Annotated in this window: 16 protein-coding genes; 8 read left to right on the top strand and 8 right to left on the bottom strand. The window is 66.9% G+C overall.

From position 1 onward, the window contains the following. Positions 1-47 precede the first annotated feature (47 nt). The 6 genes from BN977_RS06890 to BN977_RS06865 all read left to right on the top strand — a co-directional run bounded on the left by BN977_RS06890 (position 48) and on the right by BN977_RS06865 (position 5,616). A complete protein-coding gene (locus BN977_RS06890) occupies positions 48-560 on the top strand; it encodes a YflT domain-containing protein (RefSeq protein WP_024450835.1) in 513 nt (170 codons plus the stop codon). A 98-nt stretch (positions 561-658) separates the two neighbouring features. Beyond that, positions 659-2,056, top strand: coding sequence for an ABC transporter substrate-binding protein (locus BN977_RS06885; protein WP_036396830.1), 1,398 nt, complete (start codon positions 659-661; stop codon positions 2,054-2,056). 58 nt (positions 2,057-2,114) lie between these two features. Continuing rightward, a complete protein-coding gene (locus BN977_RS06880; RefSeq protein WP_036396828.1) occupies positions 2,115-3,014 on the top strand; it encodes a carbohydrate ABC transporter permease in 900 nt (299 codons plus the stop codon). Beyond that, positions 3,011-3,847, top strand: a complete 837-nt coding sequence (locus BN977_RS06875; RefSeq protein ID WP_024450832.1) for a carbohydrate ABC transporter permease — start codon at positions 3,011-3,013, stop codon at positions 3,845-3,847. Before BN977_RS06880 ends, BN977_RS06875 begins: the two co-directional genes overlap by 4 nt. Before the next feature lie 3 nt (positions 3,848-3,850). Continuing rightward, positions 3,851-5,026: an ABC transporter ATP-binding protein gene (locus BN977_RS06870; protein WP_024450831.1), complete on the top strand. Its 1,176-nt coding sequence runs from the start codon at positions 3,851-3,853 to the stop codon at positions 5,024-5,026. Then, the gene (locus BN977_RS06865; protein WP_024450830.1) at positions 5,023-5,616 is read left to right on the top strand and encodes a suppressor of fused domain protein; all 594 of its coding nucleotides are present in this window, start codon (positions 5,023-5,025) and stop codon (positions 5,614-5,616) included. Before BN977_RS06870 ends, BN977_RS06865 begins: the two co-directional genes overlap by 4 nt. A gap of 59 nt (positions 5,617-5,675) precedes the next feature. On the opposite strand, the gene BN977_RS06860 is transcribed toward BN977_RS06865, so the two are convergent. The 7 genes from BN977_RS06860 to corA all read right to left on the bottom strand — a co-directional run bounded on the left by BN977_RS06860 (position 5,676) and on the right by corA (position 13,356). Continuing rightward, entirely contained in the window at positions 5,676-6,539 is an 864-nt protein-coding gene (locus tag BN977_RS06860; RefSeq protein WP_036396826.1) for an ABC transporter permease, read from the bottom strand. Continuing rightward, complete coding sequence (locus tag BN977_RS06855; protein ID WP_234709513.1) at positions 6,539-7,465, bottom strand: ABC transporter permease; 927 nt, start codon at positions 7,463-7,465, stop codon at positions 6,539-6,541. The genes BN977_RS06860 and BN977_RS06855 overlap by 1 nt, the downstream gene beginning before the upstream one ends. Then, positions 7,462-8,604: a polyamine ABC transporter substrate-binding protein gene (locus BN977_RS06850; protein ID WP_024450827.1), complete on the bottom strand. Its 1,143-nt coding sequence runs from the start codon at positions 8,602-8,604 to the stop codon at positions 7,462-7,464. The genes BN977_RS06855 and BN977_RS06850 overlap by 4 nt, the downstream gene beginning before the upstream one ends. Before the next feature lie 40 nt (positions 8,605-8,644). Continuing rightward, the gene (locus BN977_RS06845; RefSeq protein ID WP_036396825.1) at positions 8,645-9,778 is read right to left on the bottom strand and encodes an ABC transporter ATP-binding protein; all 1,134 of its coding nucleotides are present in this window, start codon (positions 9,776-9,778) and stop codon (positions 8,645-8,647) included. Then, entirely contained in the window at positions 9,775-11,427 is a 1,653-nt protein-coding gene (locus BN977_RS06840) for an amidohydrolase (protein ID WP_036396824.1), read from the bottom strand. The genes BN977_RS06845 and BN977_RS06840 overlap by 4 nt, the downstream gene beginning before the upstream one ends. Positions 11,428-11,430: 3 nt before the next feature. Continuing rightward, positions 11,431-12,084: a helix-turn-helix domain-containing protein gene (locus BN977_RS06835; RefSeq protein ID WP_051561118.1), complete on the bottom strand. Its 654-nt coding sequence runs from the start codon at positions 12,082-12,084 to the stop codon at positions 11,431-11,433. 159 nt (positions 12,085-12,243) lie between these two features. Then, a complete protein-coding gene (gene corA, locus BN977_RS06830) occupies positions 12,244-13,356 on the bottom strand; it encodes a magnesium/cobalt transporter CorA (RefSeq protein WP_024450823.1) in 1,113 nt (370 codons plus the stop codon). Between the two features lie 222 nt (positions 13,357-13,578). Here corA and BN977_RS06825 point away from each other — a divergent pair, with 222 nt between their 5' ends. Both BN977_RS06825 and BN977_RS06820 read left to right on the top strand, forming a co-directional pair. Beyond that, a complete protein-coding gene (locus BN977_RS06825; protein WP_036398576.1) occupies positions 13,579-14,748 on the top strand; it encodes an NAD(P)-dependent malic enzyme in 1,170 nt (389 codons plus the stop codon). 20 nt (positions 14,749-14,768) lie between these two features. Beyond that, on the top strand, positions 14,769-15,599 hold the full coding sequence (locus BN977_RS06820; RefSeq protein ID WP_306372229.1) for a glycine betaine ABC transporter substrate-binding protein: 831 nt from the start codon (positions 14,769-14,771) through the stop codon (positions 15,597-15,599). A gap of 17 nt (positions 15,600-15,616) precedes the next feature. On the opposite strand, the gene BN977_RS06815 is transcribed toward BN977_RS06820, so the two are convergent. After that, entirely contained in the window at positions 15,617-15,970 is a 354-nt protein-coding gene (locus tag BN977_RS06815) for an ArsR/SmtB family transcription factor (RefSeq protein WP_234709512.1), read from the bottom strand. Positions 15,971-16,155 lie beyond the last annotated feature (185 nt).

Below are 16,155 nucleotides of genomic sequence, written 5' to 3'. Positions count from 1 at the left end.
GATAGGTTGGGAGGCGGCATCACCATGCGCATGAAGGAGAACTCAGGATGAGCGGTCCCCTACAGCCCGGCCAGAGACCGGGTGCCACTCCCGGCGGCCGCGGCCCCGCGCCGCTGCCTACCCCGCCCAAAGGCTGGCCCATCGGCTCCTACCCGACCTACGCCGAGGCTCAGCGGGCCGTGGATTACCTCTCCGATCAACAATTTCCGGTCGAGCAGGTCACCATCGTCGGTGTCGACCTCATGCAGGTCGAGCGCGTCACCGGCCGGCTCACCTGGCCGAAGGTGCTCGGTGGGGGCGTGCTGTCCGGTGCATGGCTGGGTCTGTTCATCGGCTTGATCCTCGGTTTCTTCAGCCCGAGCCCGTGGGGTGCGCTGGTGACGGGCCTGGTCGCGGGCGTGTTCTTCGGCCTGATCACCTCCGCCATCCCCTATGCAATTGCCAGGGGCACAAGGGATTTCAGCTCGACAACGCAGTTGGTGGCCGGTCGCTACGACGTGCTGTGCGAGCCCACGAGTGCCGAACAGGGCCGGGATCTGCTGGCGCGCTTGACGATCTGAGTGGGCGACCCGCCGAGGATACGGTTGCATATCACGTCTGAATAGCTCTACGGTTTGCCCGCGGGAGGTTCCCGCCCGGATCCCGACGGGAGGCCGAAGTGCGCACACGACGGCTCTGCGCTGCGGTGTTGGCCGCGCTCACGGCTGGGTCGGTGGTCACGGCGTGTGGTGCCAAGGATGACGGGATCGTCATCAACTACTACACCCCGGCAAACGAGATGGCGACATTCGCCGCGGTCGCCAAACGGTGCAACGAGCAACTCGGCGGGCGGTTCACCATCAAGCAGGTGTCGTTGCCCAAAGGTGCCGACGACCAACGTTTGCAGCTGGCACGCCGACTCACCGGAAACGACAAGTCGCTCGACGTGATGGCGCTCGACGTGGTGTGGACCGCCGAATTCGCGGAAGCCGGTTGGGCGTTGCCGTTGTCGGACGACCCGGCGGGCCAGGCCGAGGCCGACGCCACCGAGAACACCCTGCCGGGCCCGCTGGCGACCGCCCGCTGGCAGGACAAGCTCTACGCCGCGCCGATCACCACCAACACCCAATTGCTCTGGTACCGAGCCGATTTGATGAGCGGACCGCCACCCACCTGGGACGGCATGGTGGCCGAGGCCACCCGGCTGCACGCTGAGGGCGGCCCCAGCTGGATCGCCGTGCAGGCCAAGCAATACGAGGGCCTGGTGGTGTGGTTCAACACCTTGCTGCAGAGCGCCGGGGGGCAGGTGCTCTCCGACGACGGCAAGACCGTCACGCTCACCGACACACCCGAGCACCGGGCCGCGACGGTGAAGGCGCTGTCCATCATCAAATCGGTTGCCACCGCGCCCGGTGCGGACCCGTCGATCACTCAGACCGACGAGGGCACCGCGCGGCTGGCCCTGGAACAGGGCAAAGCCGCGCTGGAGGTCAACTGGCCCTTCGTGCTGCCGTCCATGCTGGAAAACGCCACCAAGGGCGGGGTCAGCTTCCTGCCGCTGAACGAAGATCCGGCGCTCAAGGGTGCCATCAACGACGTCGGCACGTTCTCGCCGTCGGATGAGCAGTTCGACATCGCCTACAACGCCAGCAAGAAGGTGTTCGGCTTCGCCCCGTATCCCGCGGTGAATCCCGGCGAGCAGGCGCGGGTGACGCTGGGCGGGCTCAACCTCGCGGTCGGGCGTAACACCCAGCACAAGGCCGAGGCCTTCGAAGCCATCCGGTGCCTGCGCAGTGTGGACAACCAGCGCTACACCTCGGTGGAGGGCGGGCTGCCCGCGGTGCGCGCCTCCTTGTACGACGATCCGCAGTTCCAGGCCAAGTACCCGCAGTACGAGATCATCCGCCAGCAGCTGACCAACGCGGCCGTCCGGCCCGCTACGCCGGTGTACCAGTCGGTGTCGACGCGGATCTCGGCCACGCTGGCCCCGATCAACGCGATCGACCCGGAACGGACCGCCGACGAGCTGACCCGCCAGGTGCAGCAGGCGATCGACGGGAAGGGGCTCATCCCGTGACTCCAGCGAGAAGCGGAGCGGATCGCGCGTTGACTCCAGCGAGCGGAGCGGATCGCTGATGGCGAACGCGGCAGACGTCGACGACCGTACCTCCCAGCGGCGGTTGGCCTACTGGCTGATCAGCCCGGCGGTCGTGCTGATGCTGGCGGTGACGGCCTACCCGATCGCCTATGCGGTGTGGCTGAGCCTGCAGCGCTACAACCTGGCCGCGCCCGACGACACGAAGTTCGTCGGCATCGACAACTACGTCACCATCCTCACCGACCGGTACTGGTGGACGGCGTTCGTCATCACGCTGGCGATCACCGTGGTCTCGGTGGCCATCGAGTTCGTGCTGGGCATGGCGCTGGCCCTGGTGATGCACCGGACGATCTTCGGCAAGGGTGTGGTGCGCACCGCGATCCTGGTGCCGTACGGCATCGTGACCGTCGCCGCGTCGTACAGCTGGTACTACGCGTGGACGCCTGGCACGGGTTATCTGGCCAATCTGCTGCCCACCGGTACCGCCCCGCTCACCGAACAGATCCCGTCGCTGGCCGTGGTGGTGTTGGCCGAGGTGTGGAAGACGACGCCGTTCATGGCGCTGCTGCTGTTGGCCGGGCTGGCCCTGGTGCCGCAGGATCTGCTCAATGCCGCCCAGGTCGACGGGGCGGGGGCGTGGCAGCGGTTGGTCCGGGTGATCCTGCCGATGATCAAGCCGGCGATCTTGGTGGCCCTGTTGTTCCGCACCCTGGATGCGTTCCGGATCTTCGACAACATCTACGTGCTCACCGGTGGTGCCAACGACACCGGGTCGGTGTCGATCCTGGGGTACGACAACCTGTTCAAGGCATTCAACCTCGGGCTCGGTTCGGCGATCAGCGTGCTGGTGTTCCTGTGCGTGGCGGTGATCGCGTTCATCTACATCAAGATCTTCGGGGCGTCGGCGCCGGGCGCCGACGAGGAGGGGGCGCGATGAGCGAGCGGGTCAGTCCCGGCCGCGCCTCCGGCTGGGCCGTGGTCAACATCCTGGTGGTGCTCTACGCGTTGATCCCGGTGCTGTGGATCCTGTCGCTGTCGCTGAAACCGACGTCAACGGTGAAGGACGGCAAGTTCATTCCGTCGGAGATCACCTTCGACAACTACAAGGCCATCTTCTCCGGCGACATCTTCTCCTCGGCGCTGATCAACTCGATCGGCATTGGGCTGATCACCACCGTGATCGCCGTGACCATCGGCGGCATGGCCGCTTATGCCATCGCGCGCCTGGCGTTCCCCGGCAAGAAGGTGCTCGTCGGGGTGGCGCTGCTGATCGCCATGTTCCCGCAGATCTCATTGGTGACCCCGATCTTCAACATCGAGCGGCGGATCGGTCTGTTCGACACCTGGCCCGGCCTGATCATCCCGTACATCACCTTCGCGCTGCCGTTGGCGATCTATACCATGAGCGCGTTCTTCAAGGAGATCCCATGGGATCTGGAGAAGGCCGCAAAGATGGACGGCGCCACTCCGGGCCAGGCGTTCCGCAAGGTCATCGCCCCGCTGGCCGCGCCGGGCATCGTCACCGCCGCCATCCTGGTCTTCATCTTCGCCTGGAACGACCTGCTGTTGGCGCTGTCGTTGACGGCCACGCAGCGGGCCATCACCGCGCCCGTGGCGATCGCGAACTTCACCGGTAGTTCGCAATTCGAGGAACCGACCGGGTCCATCGCCGCCGGCGCGATGGTCATCACGGTGCCCATCATCATCTTTGTTTTGATTTTCCAGCGACGGATCGTGGCCGGGTTGACCTCCGGCGCGGTGAAGGGGTAGCTCATGGCCGAGATCGTTCTGGACCACGTCACCAAGAGTTACGCCGGCGGTGCGGTAGCGGTGCAGGACTTTTCGCTGACCATCAACGACGGCGAGTTCATCATCCTGGTGGGTCCGTCGGGATGCGGAAAGTCCACCACGCTGAACATGATCGCCGGCCTGGAGGAGATCACCTCCGGTGAACTGCGTATCGGCGGTGAGCGGGTCAACGAGAAGCAGCCCAAGGACCGCGATATCGCCATGGTGTTCCAGTCGTATGCGCTCTATCCGCATATGACGGTGCGGCAGAACATCGCCTTCCCGCTCACTCTGGCCAAACTGTCGAAGTCCGAGATCGCCGCGAAGGTCGAGGAGACGGCGAAAATCCTTGACCTGACCCAACTTCTGGACCGCCGGCCGGCGCAGCTGTCGGGTGGTCAGCGCCAGCGCGTGGCCATGGGCCGCGCGATCGTGCGCAGTCCCAAGGCATTCCTGATGGACGAGCCGTTGTCCAACCTCGACGCCAAGCTGCGCGTGCAGATGCGCACCGAGATCGCCCGCCTGCAGAGCCGTCTGGGGACCACCACCGTCTACGTCACCCACGATCAGACCGAGGCGATGACGCTCGGCGACCGGGTGGTGGTGATGCTGGCCGGCGTGGTCCAGCAGATCGGCACCCCCGAGGAGTTGTACAACCGCCCGGTGAACCTGTTTGTTGCCGGGTTCATCGGCTCACCGGCGATGAACTTCTTCCCGGCCACGCTCACCGACGTCGGTTTGCGGTTGCCGTTCGGTGAGATCACGCTGCCCGTCGAGGGTCCGGTGACACATGCCGGGCTGTCGCAGCACCAGGGGGCCAACCTCATCGTCGGCGTCCGTCCCGAGCACTTCGACGACGCTGCCCAGATCGATTCCTATGCCCGGATCCGGGCCCACGTCTTCGAGGTGACGGTGGACCTGGTCGAGTCGCTGGGCGCCGAGAAGTATCTGCACTTCCGCACCGAAGGTGAGGGCGCGCAATCGGCTCAGCTGGCTCAGTTGGCCGCCGAGTCCGGCGTCGGTGTGAACGAGTTCGTGGCACGGGTGTCCGCGTCGTCGGAGGTGAAGGCCGGGCAGAAGGCGGAACTGGCCCTGGACACCTCCAAGCTGGTGATCTTCGACGCCGCCACCGGCGCCAACCTGTCGATCGCAGCGGAGTGACAGACGTTCTCGCCGATGTCCGCGCTCATCTAAGCGCACACTTCACGGCGGCCGGGGTGCTCGGTGAACCCGACGAGGCCAGCATCACCTTCCTGGGTACCGACCGGATCGACGTGCTGCGCTTCGGTCCGGATACCGACCGGGTGAATCACTTTGTCTCGGTTGGTTGTTCCCGTCACGCGATGACCGATCCGACGGAATTCCTGGCCGATTCCCAGCTCGGGCCGCGAGCCGAGGTGGTGGTGTCGCTTCGGGCCCCCACCCCGACCGGTCTGGCCAAGTCGGTGGCGGTGCTGGCGGCGGCCCCCGCCGTCGAGGGCCTGATCCTGGACGGTGACGCGTTGGTGGATCTGGGCGCACCGCTGTTCGACGGCGCACCCTTCACCGCATTCCTGTTGGGCCCCAGCACAATCGACGATCTGGAACTGCCGGAGCCGTTGTCGCCGGTGCGGTTCTTCGCCGCCACGCCGATCACCCCGACGGAGGCGGCCTGGGTCCGGCTCAAGGGTGCCGACGCGATGCGTGAGGCGTGGCAGACGGACGGGGTGGACGTGCTGGATGCCCGGCGGCGAGCCGCCAATCCCACCTGAGCGGCGAGCCGCCAATCCCACCTGAGCGGCGAGCCGCCAATCCAACCTGAGCGGCGCGCTCAGCGCCCGACCATCGCGTCGGTGAGGCCCGCCGCGCCGCCGCCCGTTCCGGTGGGGTCCCGGCGGAGTATCAGCGCGGCGACGCCGAGGACGATCAGGGTGAGAACCAACATCAGTGTCGACATCGCGGCGATCTCGGGCCGCAACGCGGCCTTGAGCGACGCGAAGATGTACACCGGCCACGGCGTGGAGCCGGCGACCGAGACGAACGAGGAGACGACGGTGTTGTCCAGGCTGAGGGTGAACGCCAGGAGCGCGCCGGCGATGACGGCGGGGCGGATCAGCGGCAGGGTCACGTCGGTGAAGCGGCGCAGCGGAGTCGCGTAGAGGTCGGCCGCCGCCTCCTCCAGGCTTTCGTTCATCCCCGTCATCCGCGCCCGCACGATGAATGTCACGACGGCACAGGCGAACAGTGAATTCGCGATGATCAAGCGCACTTGACCGATGTTGAAACCGGTGATGCCCCAGTCGATGCCGAGCGTGACGAACCAGGGGAGCAACGAGATGGCGCTGACGATCTCCGGGGTCACCATCACCAGGCCGAGCAGGGTGAGCAACCCCGGTGCCCACCATCGGGGCCGGCGCGCCAAGGCGATTCCCGCGGAGGTGCCCAGAATCGTTGCCACCACGGCCGTCCCGGCGGCGGTGATCACGGAGACGGTGATCGAGTTGATGATCGCCGGGTTGCTCAGTGCCGCGACGTAGGGTTCGACGCTGAAACCGTCGAACGTCTGCAGGCTGCGGCCGGAGTTGAACGAGTAGACCACGATGACGACGATCGGGAAGAACAGGAACAGCAGGCCCAGTGCGCCCCAGATGTGCAGGATTGCGTCGCCCGGCCGGATCCGGCGCCTGGTGGTCATCACGAGGTCTCCTTCGCCGGCAGTTGCAACGAGGTCATCGCGGTCGCGACGCGGCCGACCGCCTTGAGAACACCGCCGACGACGGCGCTCGTGCCGAAGATGGCGAGCATGAGCAGCACCGCCATCGCGGCGCCGAGGGCCCAGTTCTGCGCACTCTGGAATTGGGCGGCGACCATCTGGCCGACCATGCTTCCACTGGCCCCGCCGAGGACGGTGGGAGTGATGTAGTCGCCCATCAAGGGCACGAAGACGAGCAGCAGCCCCGCCATCACTCCGGGCGCAGCCAGCGGAACCGTGACGCACCGGAACGTGCTCCACGCGGTGCCGCCGAGGTCGCGACTGGCCTCCAGCAGTTTGAGATCGAGACGTTCCAGCGCCACATAGAGGGGCAAGATCATCAGTGGCAGATAGTTGTACACCACACCGAGCTGGACCGCGGCCGAGGTGTACAGCACGTGCAGCGGTCCGTCGACGACCTGCGCCCACTGCAGCAGCTTGGACACGAATCCGGCTGGGCTGAGTGAGATCTGCCAACCGATGGTGCGGACCAGGAAGTTCGTCCAATACGGAATCAAGATCAGCGCCAGCACCACACCGCGCCATCGCGCGGGTAGCTTCACGGCCATCCAGTAAGCCATGGGGAAGGCGATCACCAGGCACAGCGCCGTGCCCAGCATGGCGATCTTCAACGTGCGGACGAAGATCGCGAAGAAGGCCGGTGACGCCGCCTCGCCGTAGCGGTCGAAGGACAGCACGTCGTTGGCGTGGGTCGTGTAGAGACCCGGCTTGTAGCCGAAGCTGTACCAGACCACGAGGGCGAAGGGCAGCACGAAGAACAGGACCATCCACACGGTGATGGGGATGGCGCCCAGGCCCTCCGGCAGCCGCAGCCTCCGCCGCACCGACGGCTCCTGCACGACGGTCACTTGCCCGCCGCCGCCTTGAGCTCGTCGTAGATGGCGATGATCTTGCCGTCCATCGACGTCATCTGGCTGTAGATCAGTTTCGACATGATCCGATCACTGATGAACACCATGTCGGGCCGTTCGATGCCGGCCTTCGTCGCGGCCTCTTCGATCCCCTGGATGCCGGTGTTGTAGCCGATGTAGGTGAGTTCCTTGAGGGAGACCGTCGGGTCCAGCACGTAGTTGATGAACTCGTAGGCCGCATCCTCGTGCGGTGCCCCTTTGACGATGGCCCAGTTGTCCTGCCACAGGTTTGCGCCCTCGCTGGGCCAGACCCACTTGTACCGGTCGTGCTCGGGGTTGGCGAGGATGCCGAGCCGAGCGTCCCCGTTCCAGCAGTGGATCAGGGTGCGTGCCGACGACGAGATCGAGTTGTTGGTCGATGATTCGAAGGCCTGGACGTGGGGTGCGATCTTGCCGAGGATGAACGACCGGTAGGCGTCGATGTGGGCGGGGTCGGTGGTGTTCGGGTCGATTCCGTTGGCGTAGAAGTACGTGAAGGCGACCTCACCCTGGTCTTCGAGCAGCGACATGCTGCCCGACGCCTCCTTCTGCGCCGCGTCGAGGAAGTCGGCCCACGATGTCAGCTCGCGCTTGATGACGGTGGTGTCGTAGACGTAGCCGGTCGAACCCCAGTCCTTGCAGACGCTGTATTTGTTCCCCGGGTCGAACGGGGTGTTCACGACCTTTGCGTTGAGGTTCTTCATGTTCGGCAGTTTGGTGTGGTCGAGTTCGGTCAGCAGTCCACCGGTTGCCATCTGCTGGATCGACGAGTGGGTGGGGACGCAGATGTCATAGCCGCTGGTGCCCTTGGCCGCACTGAGTTTGGCGATCATCTCCGGGTTGGAACCATAGGAGTCCAGGGTGATCGCCGGGCCCTTGGCCGAGGTGAAGTCCTTGAGCACGGCCGGATCGTCGTATTCACCCCAGGTGTAGATGTTCAGGCCGCCGCCCGAGGAGGAGCCGCCGCCAGCTGCCGGCTTGGAGCACGCGGCCAGCAAGGCCCCCGCTCCGAGGGCCGCGGTGCCGCTGAGGAAGGTTCGCCGGCTGAGCGACTTCTCAAGGGCTTTGGGGATGAGGACGCGTACGGGTTGGTTCATGGGGAGCACTTTCGGATCGGGGTGGCGGGGACGGGTTCGGTCAGGAGGTGAAGATCCGCACGGCGTCGGCGGACCACGAGCAGGAGACGAGGGCGCCGAGTTCGGTGGGCGGGTTCGCGCTGCGGGGCAGGCGCGCCAGGATCCTGTCCTCGCTGTCCGTGTGGACGACCAGCTGCAGGCTGTGGCCCAGTTCGGAGACACCGAGCAGCACACCGGAGACGACGTTGACCCCGGGGGTCTCGGGCGCCGCCCGCTCGGTGACGAGCACCGACTCCGGCCGGATCGCGGCGGTGACCGCCGCACCGCCTGCGGCCGGCACGTCGCCCTTGGCCGGGCGAGTGGAGTACAGCGAGAGGCCGGCGGTCCGAACGTTGACCCCGGCGGCGTCGAAGGACGAGATGGTGCCGGTGAACGAATTCTGCCGCCCGATGAAACCCGCCACGAAGGCAGATTCCGGTGCGTCGTAAACCGCTGAGGCCGTGCCGATCTGCTCGATGCGCCCGTTGTTCATCACCGCGATCCGGTCGCTCATGGACAGGGCTTCCTCCTGGTCGTGCGTGACGAAGATGAAGGTGGTCCCGAGTTCCTGCTGCAGCAACTTCAGCTCGACCTGCATCTCCTCACGCAGCTTGCGGTCGAGCGCGCTCATCGGTTCATCGAGGAGCACCACGGCGGGGCGATTGACCAGTGCCCTGGCCAGGGCGACGCGTTGCTGTTGGCCGCCGGAGAGTTGCGCCGGCTTGCGCGCGGCGAATGCCGTCATCCGCACCATGTCCAGGGCGCGGCCCACGCGGTCGGACATCTCGGCTTTGGGCACCCCGGACCGGCGTAGTCCATAGGCGACGTTGTCGGCGACCTTCATGTGCGGGAAGAGGGCATAGGCCTGGAAGACGGTGTTGACGGGGCGCTTGTGCGGAGGGAGGCTCTCGACGTTGCGGCCGGAGATCGTGATGGTGCCGTCGTCGGGGAACTCGAACCCGCCGATCATCCGCAGCGTCGTGGTCTTGCCGCACCCGCTGGGCCCGAGCAGGCTGAGGAATTCACCGGCCTGCACGTGCAGGGAGAGGTTGTCGACGGCCACGGCGCTGCCGTATGTCTTGGTGAGTCCGCGCAAGTCGACCGAGCCGGCCACCTCGGTGCTCGGCGCTGCTCCGACAGCGGTCAGCAGGCTCATGCCGATACCGGGACGGAGTCGGCCTCGTAGACGATCTCGCCGCCGATGAGGGTGTATGCCACCGAGGCGGAACCGATTTCGGCCACCGGGGCGGCGAAGATATCCCGGTCGAGAATGACGATATCGCCCGCTTTCCCGACTTCGATTGTTCCGGAACGGTGTTCGTCGTGGTTGAGGTACGCCGTGCCGAGGCTGTGCGCGATCAGCGCGTCGGCCAGCGACAGAGCCTGCTCGCCGAGGAAGGGCAGCGACGACGGGCCCGTCGCACCCGCGGGCGCACGGTTGACCGACGTGTGGATGATCTCCAACGGGTTCGCGGTGCTCACCGGCCAATCGCTGCCCGACGCCAGCGCTGCCCCCGCTCGCTGCAGTGACCCGAACGGGTATTGCCAGGCCGCCCGGCGGCGGCCGAGGAACGGGATGGTGAGCAGATCCATCTGGCCTTCGTGTCGGGCCCACAGGGGCTGCATGTTGGCCACCACCCCCAGTTCGGCGAAGCGGGGGACGTCGTCCGGATGGACCACCTGGATGTGTGCCAGCGTGTGACGGAGATCGTTGTCGCCGTTGGCCGTTCGAGCCGCCTGGATCGCATCCAGCGATTCGCGCACGGCACGGTCCCCGAGAGCGTGGAAGTGCAGTTGAAAGCCCAGCGCGTCGAGCTCCGTCGAGATCTGCTTGAGGGTGGTGGGATCGACGAAGCTCTTCCCCATGTTCTCGCCGGGGCAGCCGCACGCATCGAGGTAGGGCTCCAGCATGCCGGCCGTGAAGTTCTCGGCGACGCCGTCCTGCATGATCTTGACCGTCGTGGCCGAGAACCCGCCTGCCAGGGCGCGTTCGCGTTTGGCGACGAGTTCGGGAATCTGTTCCAGCCCGCGGTTGCGGTCCCACCACAGCGCACCGACGACGTGCGCCTTGAGCATGCCGGACGCGGTGGCGCGAAGGTAGGAGTCGAGTGGGTCCGGGGTGTCGTTGGTGGCCCCGACGATGGCGTCCTGCCACGCCGTCACACCCCAGGCGAACAGTTGCCGCTGGGCGATCTCCAGCGCGTCGTCGAGGTCGTCCTGGGTGGGCAGCGGGATGTATCGGGCGACCAGGCCCATGGCCCCCTCCTGCAGCGTGCCGATCGCATGTCCGCCGGCGTCGCGTTCGATGCGGCCGTCGAACGGGTCGGGCGTCGCGTCGTCGATCCCCGCGATCTCGAGGGCTCTGGTGTTCACCCACGCGCCGTGACCGTCGCGGTTGGGAAAGTAGGCGGGCCGATCGGGGACGACGGCGTCGAGCGCCGCGGCGGTCGGCAGGCCGCCGGGGAACGAGTCCATCGACCATCCGCCGCCGCTGATCCAGGTCAATTCCGGGTTGGCTGCGGCGTATTCGGCGATCCGGGTGAGGTAGCCGTCGGCGGTGGTGTACGGCGTCAGGTCGCACGCGATCATGTCCAGACCGGCGTGGTACGGGTGGATGTGGCTGTCCTGGAAGCCCGGCGATACCAGACCACCGGCCGCGTCGATCTCGACGGCGCCGGTGCCGGTGAGCGCCTCGGCACCGATCGCGGTGATGACGCCGTTGTCGACCAGAACGGGTTCTTCGACGATGCCGGCGGGTGTGAAGACGTGACCGCCGGTGATCAGGACCGGGTGGGCAGCGGGCATCTGTCAATCCTTCATCTGGTGTGCGGGTGATGCATTGAGCGGGTTGGCGTCGATCGGCGGGGTGAAGTGCGAGGTGATCCACATGGCCTGCGCCGAACTGGCGCCGATGTTCACCGCCCGGTGCGGAACCGAGGACAGGAACTCGACGCTGTCACGTGGACCGAGCGCGAATGTCGCTGAGCCGACCGTTAATTCGATGTGACCTGCCAGGACGTAGAACAGTTCCTGCGCGTCGTCGTGGGCGTAGGGTTCCGATCCGGTCGAACCCCCGACGTCGAACGTGCCTTCGTAGACCTCGAGTTGACGGATGGGTGGCCGGGACAGCAGCAGTTTCTGCAGACCGCTGTCACTGGAGAACACCGGCCGCTCGTGCGCCCGCAGAACGGGCCGTACGAGCGGCGCTTCGTCCGACAACAGATCGGCGACGGAAATGCCGACGGCGGCCGAGATGCGCTTCAGCACCCCCACGGAGACCCCGCACTTCCCGTTCTCCAGCTGGCTGATGAAGCCCGCGCTGACCCCGGCCCTGGCGGCGACGTCGCGCGTCGACAATCGGCTGCGGTCGCGGGCTTCCCGGAGCCGACGCCCGAGGGTGGTGCGTGCCGTCGAGTCCGGCACGTCAACGGCGGTCGTGCGTTGATAAGACACGGGCCCCATTTCGCTTAAGGCTGCTTAACGGATCGCTTAGTGGCGAACGTATGGGCACCGGTGCCGGCGTGCAAGACGGGGCGCGGACAGACGCGAAGTATTTACATGCGCGCAACGCGAACGGACCGCTCCGAGACGGCGGAGCGGTCACCCGACGAGTGGGTACACCTAGAGCCAGTTGTTGCGGCGGAAGGTGCGGTGCAGTACCACACACACCGTCAGCATCACCAACAGCACCATGGGATACCCGAGGGTCCAATGCAATTCGGGCATATTGTCGAAATTCATGCCGTAGATACCGGCCAGCGCGGTCGGCACGGCGGCGATGGCGACCCACGCCGAGATCTTGCGCATATCGGTGTTCTGCTGCATGCCCACCTTGCCGACCGCGGCCTGCACCAGGGAGCTGAGCACCTCGTCGTAGCTGGCGATCCGGTCCGCGGCCGTGATGGTGTGGTCCAGTACGTCGCGCATGTAGCGGCGGACCTCTTTGGAGATCAGGTCGTTGTGATCGCTGCCAAGGCGCTGGAGAGCGAAGGTCAGCGGGCTGACCGCGCGCCGCATCTCGACGATCTCACGCTTGAGCAGATAGATGTGTTCGATATCGGTGGGGCTGGTGGGGGAGAAGACGTTCTCCTCCATGGCGTCGATGTCCGTCTCCACCAGATCGGTCACCCCGAGGTAGGAGTCGACGACGTGGTCGGCGATCGCGTGCATCACCGCGTACGGCCCGAGTGCGCAGTTGGCCGGTGAGGTGTCCATCTGCCTGCGCACGCCGGCCAGTCCGCCGTGGTCACCGTGGCGGACCGTCACCACGAAATCGGGCCCGACGAAGATCATGATCTCGCCGGTCTCCACGATCTCGCGGGCATTGGCCACCGACTCGTGCTCCACATACTTGACGGTCTTGAGCACCAGGAACAGCGTGTCGTCGTAGCGCTCCAGCTTCGGCCGCTGATGCGCGTGCACGGCGTCCTCGACGGCCAACTCGTGCAACCCGAACACATCGGCCACCGCCTCCATCTGGTGCTCGTCAGGTTCGTGCAGCCCGATCCACACGAAGGCGTGGTTGTTGCCCTCGGCCTCGATCTCGCGAACCTTGGTCAGTGCGGCGGCATGGGTGAACTTGCCGGGCAGCCGGACCCCGTCGACGTAGACACCGCAGTCGACCATCGCCCGCGCGACGGGGACGTGGATGGTGCGGGCATCCGGAGTTGCGGGCACCGCCTTCCTGGCTCCGGTGCGAAGCAATGACGGTGGCAATGCACGGAATGAGGGCATCGCAAACCTCCGGATCGGCGCGTCGTAGCCGGCCGGGGACCGGGCCGGAACGCATCGAATGCTACGTGTCCCAGGTGTCCGGCACCCGCGCCCGCGAGCTGTCTACTGGCTGGGAACCTACCCGCGGGTAGGCTATTTCTCGACGTAAAGGGCATCTTTCGGTCTTCTCACGAGTGGGGAACCGGCCCCTGTGAGTTCGGGGTGTGGGTTACCGTGGTCGCCGTGGCCGAATTGGTGCGTACCCCGCAAGTAGTAGTCGAGGATGCCGAGATCTTTGCCGCCCACGAGGGCGGCAAACTCTCGGTGGCGTTGAACGAGCCGCTGGACAGCCAGCGCGCCCTGTCCATCGCATACACGCCGGGCGTGGCGCAGGTGAGCCGCGCGATCGCAGCCGATGCGACGTTGGCGAAGAAATACACGTGGGCCAACCGGCTCGTCGCCGTGGTCAGCGACGGCAGCGCGGTGCTGGGCCTCGGTGATATCGGCGCCGCCGCGTCGCTGCCCGTGATGGAGGGCAAGAGCGCGCTGTTCAAGACCTTCGGTGGGCTGGACTCCATCCCGATCGTGCTGGACACCAAGGATCCCGACGAGATCGTCGAAACCCTGATCCGGCTCCGGCCGACCTTCGGTGCGGTGAACCTGGAGGACATCTCCGCCCCGCGCTGCTTCGAGATCGAGCGCCGGGTCATCGAGGCGCTGGATTGCCCCGTCATGCACGACGATCAGCACGGCACCGCCATCGTGGTGCTGGCGGCGTTGCTGGGTGCGGTCAAGGTGCTCGACCGTGACATCCACGAACTCAAGGTGGTGGTGTCCGGGGCCGGTGCGGCCGGTGTCGCGTGCACCAACATCCTGCTCAACAGCGGTATCAGGGACATCGTCGTGCTGGACAGCAAGGGCATCGTCGAGACGGGGCGGGGCGACCTGAACTCGTTCAAGGCCGAACTGGCCGGGCGCACCAACCCGCGGGGTCTCACCGGCGGGGTGGCCGAAGCCCTCGACGGCGCCGACGTCTTCCTCGGTGTGTCGGCCGGCTTGGTGCCCGAGGAACTCATCGCGACGATGGCCCCCGGTGGCATCGTGTTCGCGCTGTCCAACCCGGACCCCGAGATCCACCCGGATGCGGCCCGCAAGTACGCCGCCGTGGTGGCCACCGGCCGCAGTGACTTCCCCAACCAGATCAACAATGTGCTGGCCTTCCCCGGTGTGTTCCGCGGCGCCCTGGACGCCGGCGCCCGGCGCATCACCGAAGAGATGAAAGTCGCTGCGGCGCACGCGATTTTCTCGGTGGTCGGCGACGATCTCGCGGTGGACCACATCGTGCCGAGCGCGCTGGACCCGCGGGTGGGCCCGGCGGTCGCCGCGGCCGTGGCCGAAGCCTCGAAGGCCTGAGCGCTGATCTGATGCGTCGGATGCTGCCCAGACTGGCGGCGCTGCTGGTGCTGGTGGTCGCCGGATGTTCGACGCCGCCACCGCCACCATCGGTGACCGTCGGCGCCCAGGACGACGCGGAGTCGGCGCTGCTGGCGCATCTGTACGCCGCGGCCTTGCGGTTCTACGGCAGTGCCGCGCACGTCCGGGTGGACCGAGATCCGGTGGGCGGCCTGGATTCCGGCGATGTCGACGTCGTGCCCGGCCTGACCGGGGCGCTGCTCACCCGGTTCCAGCCCGACGCGCCGGCACGCTCGGCGGCACAGGTGTATCGCTCGATGGTGGCCGCGCTGCCGGAGGGGCTGGCGGCCGGTGACTACGCGGACACCACGTCGGACAAGCCGCTGCCCGCGGTGACCGATCGGACCGCGCGCGCGTGGGGTGCGGCCGACACGCTGGCCCTGCTGCCGCGGTGCGCCGCGTTGCGGGTCGGCCGCGTCGCGGGGGAGCCGGCCCCCGGCTCGCTGGCCGCCTGCGTGCTGCCGAAGGCGCGTGAATTCCCGGACGCCGCCGCGCTTTTCGATGCGTTGCGGGCCGGCACGATCGACGTGGCGTGGACCTCGGCGGCCGCGCCGGACATCCCCGACCAGGTGACCGTGCTGCCGGACCGCACGGCGCTGGTGCGAGCGGAGAACGTGGTACCGGTCTATCGGCGTAACACCCTGACCGATCCGCAGGTGCGGTCGATCAACGAGCTGGCCGGTGTGCTGGACACCGACGCGCTGGCGCAGATGCGGGCCAAGGTCGCCGCCGGGCAGGATCCGGGCGTGGTGGCGGCGGCGTACCTGGACGCACATCCGCTGGGCCGGTAGCACTACTCCTGCCGCGGTTACGCCTGCCGCAGTCGCGCGGGGGCATCCTCGGAACGCAACCGCTGCCCCAGCGCGACATCGATGATGGCCAGGACGTGCGGGTCGGTGGCGACGTACACCTGGCGTTTGCCGGCGCGCTGTGCCCGCACCAGGCCGGCGAGTTTGAGCTTGGCCAGATGATGGCTGACGGTGGCCAGGCTCTGGCCCGTCCTGGCGGCCAGCGTGCCGACGTCCTGCTCGCCCTTGGCGAGCACCCACAGAATGTGCAGTCGCACGGTGGCCGAGAGCAGGCCGAGGGTCGCGGCAGTTTCCTGGAGGAGTTGCACGGTCAACTCGTCGTCGGGTGGTACGGACGGGGACGGGTCGGGCACGGAACTCCTCTCGGCGACACGAACAGACTCCACCATTGAGGACAGTTGCGCAAGCGTTTGACTGATTGGGTGCGGTGAGTTCTACTGGTGGGGCGCCGCGCCACCGCGGCGTCATCCGTTCCGCAGGAGGTGTCCTCGTGATCGAGGGAAGTAGTACGCCGCCTCCATGCGTGCGTCCGGCCTGA

The sequence above is a fragment of the Mycolicibacterium cosmeticum genome (genome assembly GCF_000613185.1).
Taxonomy (GTDB): Bacteria; Actinomycetota; Actinomycetes; order Mycobacteriales; family Mycobacteriaceae; genus Mycobacterium; species Mycobacterium cosmeticum.
Note: the sequence above shows the minus strand (reverse complement) of the source record. Positions and strands in the feature narration are given on the sequence as shown.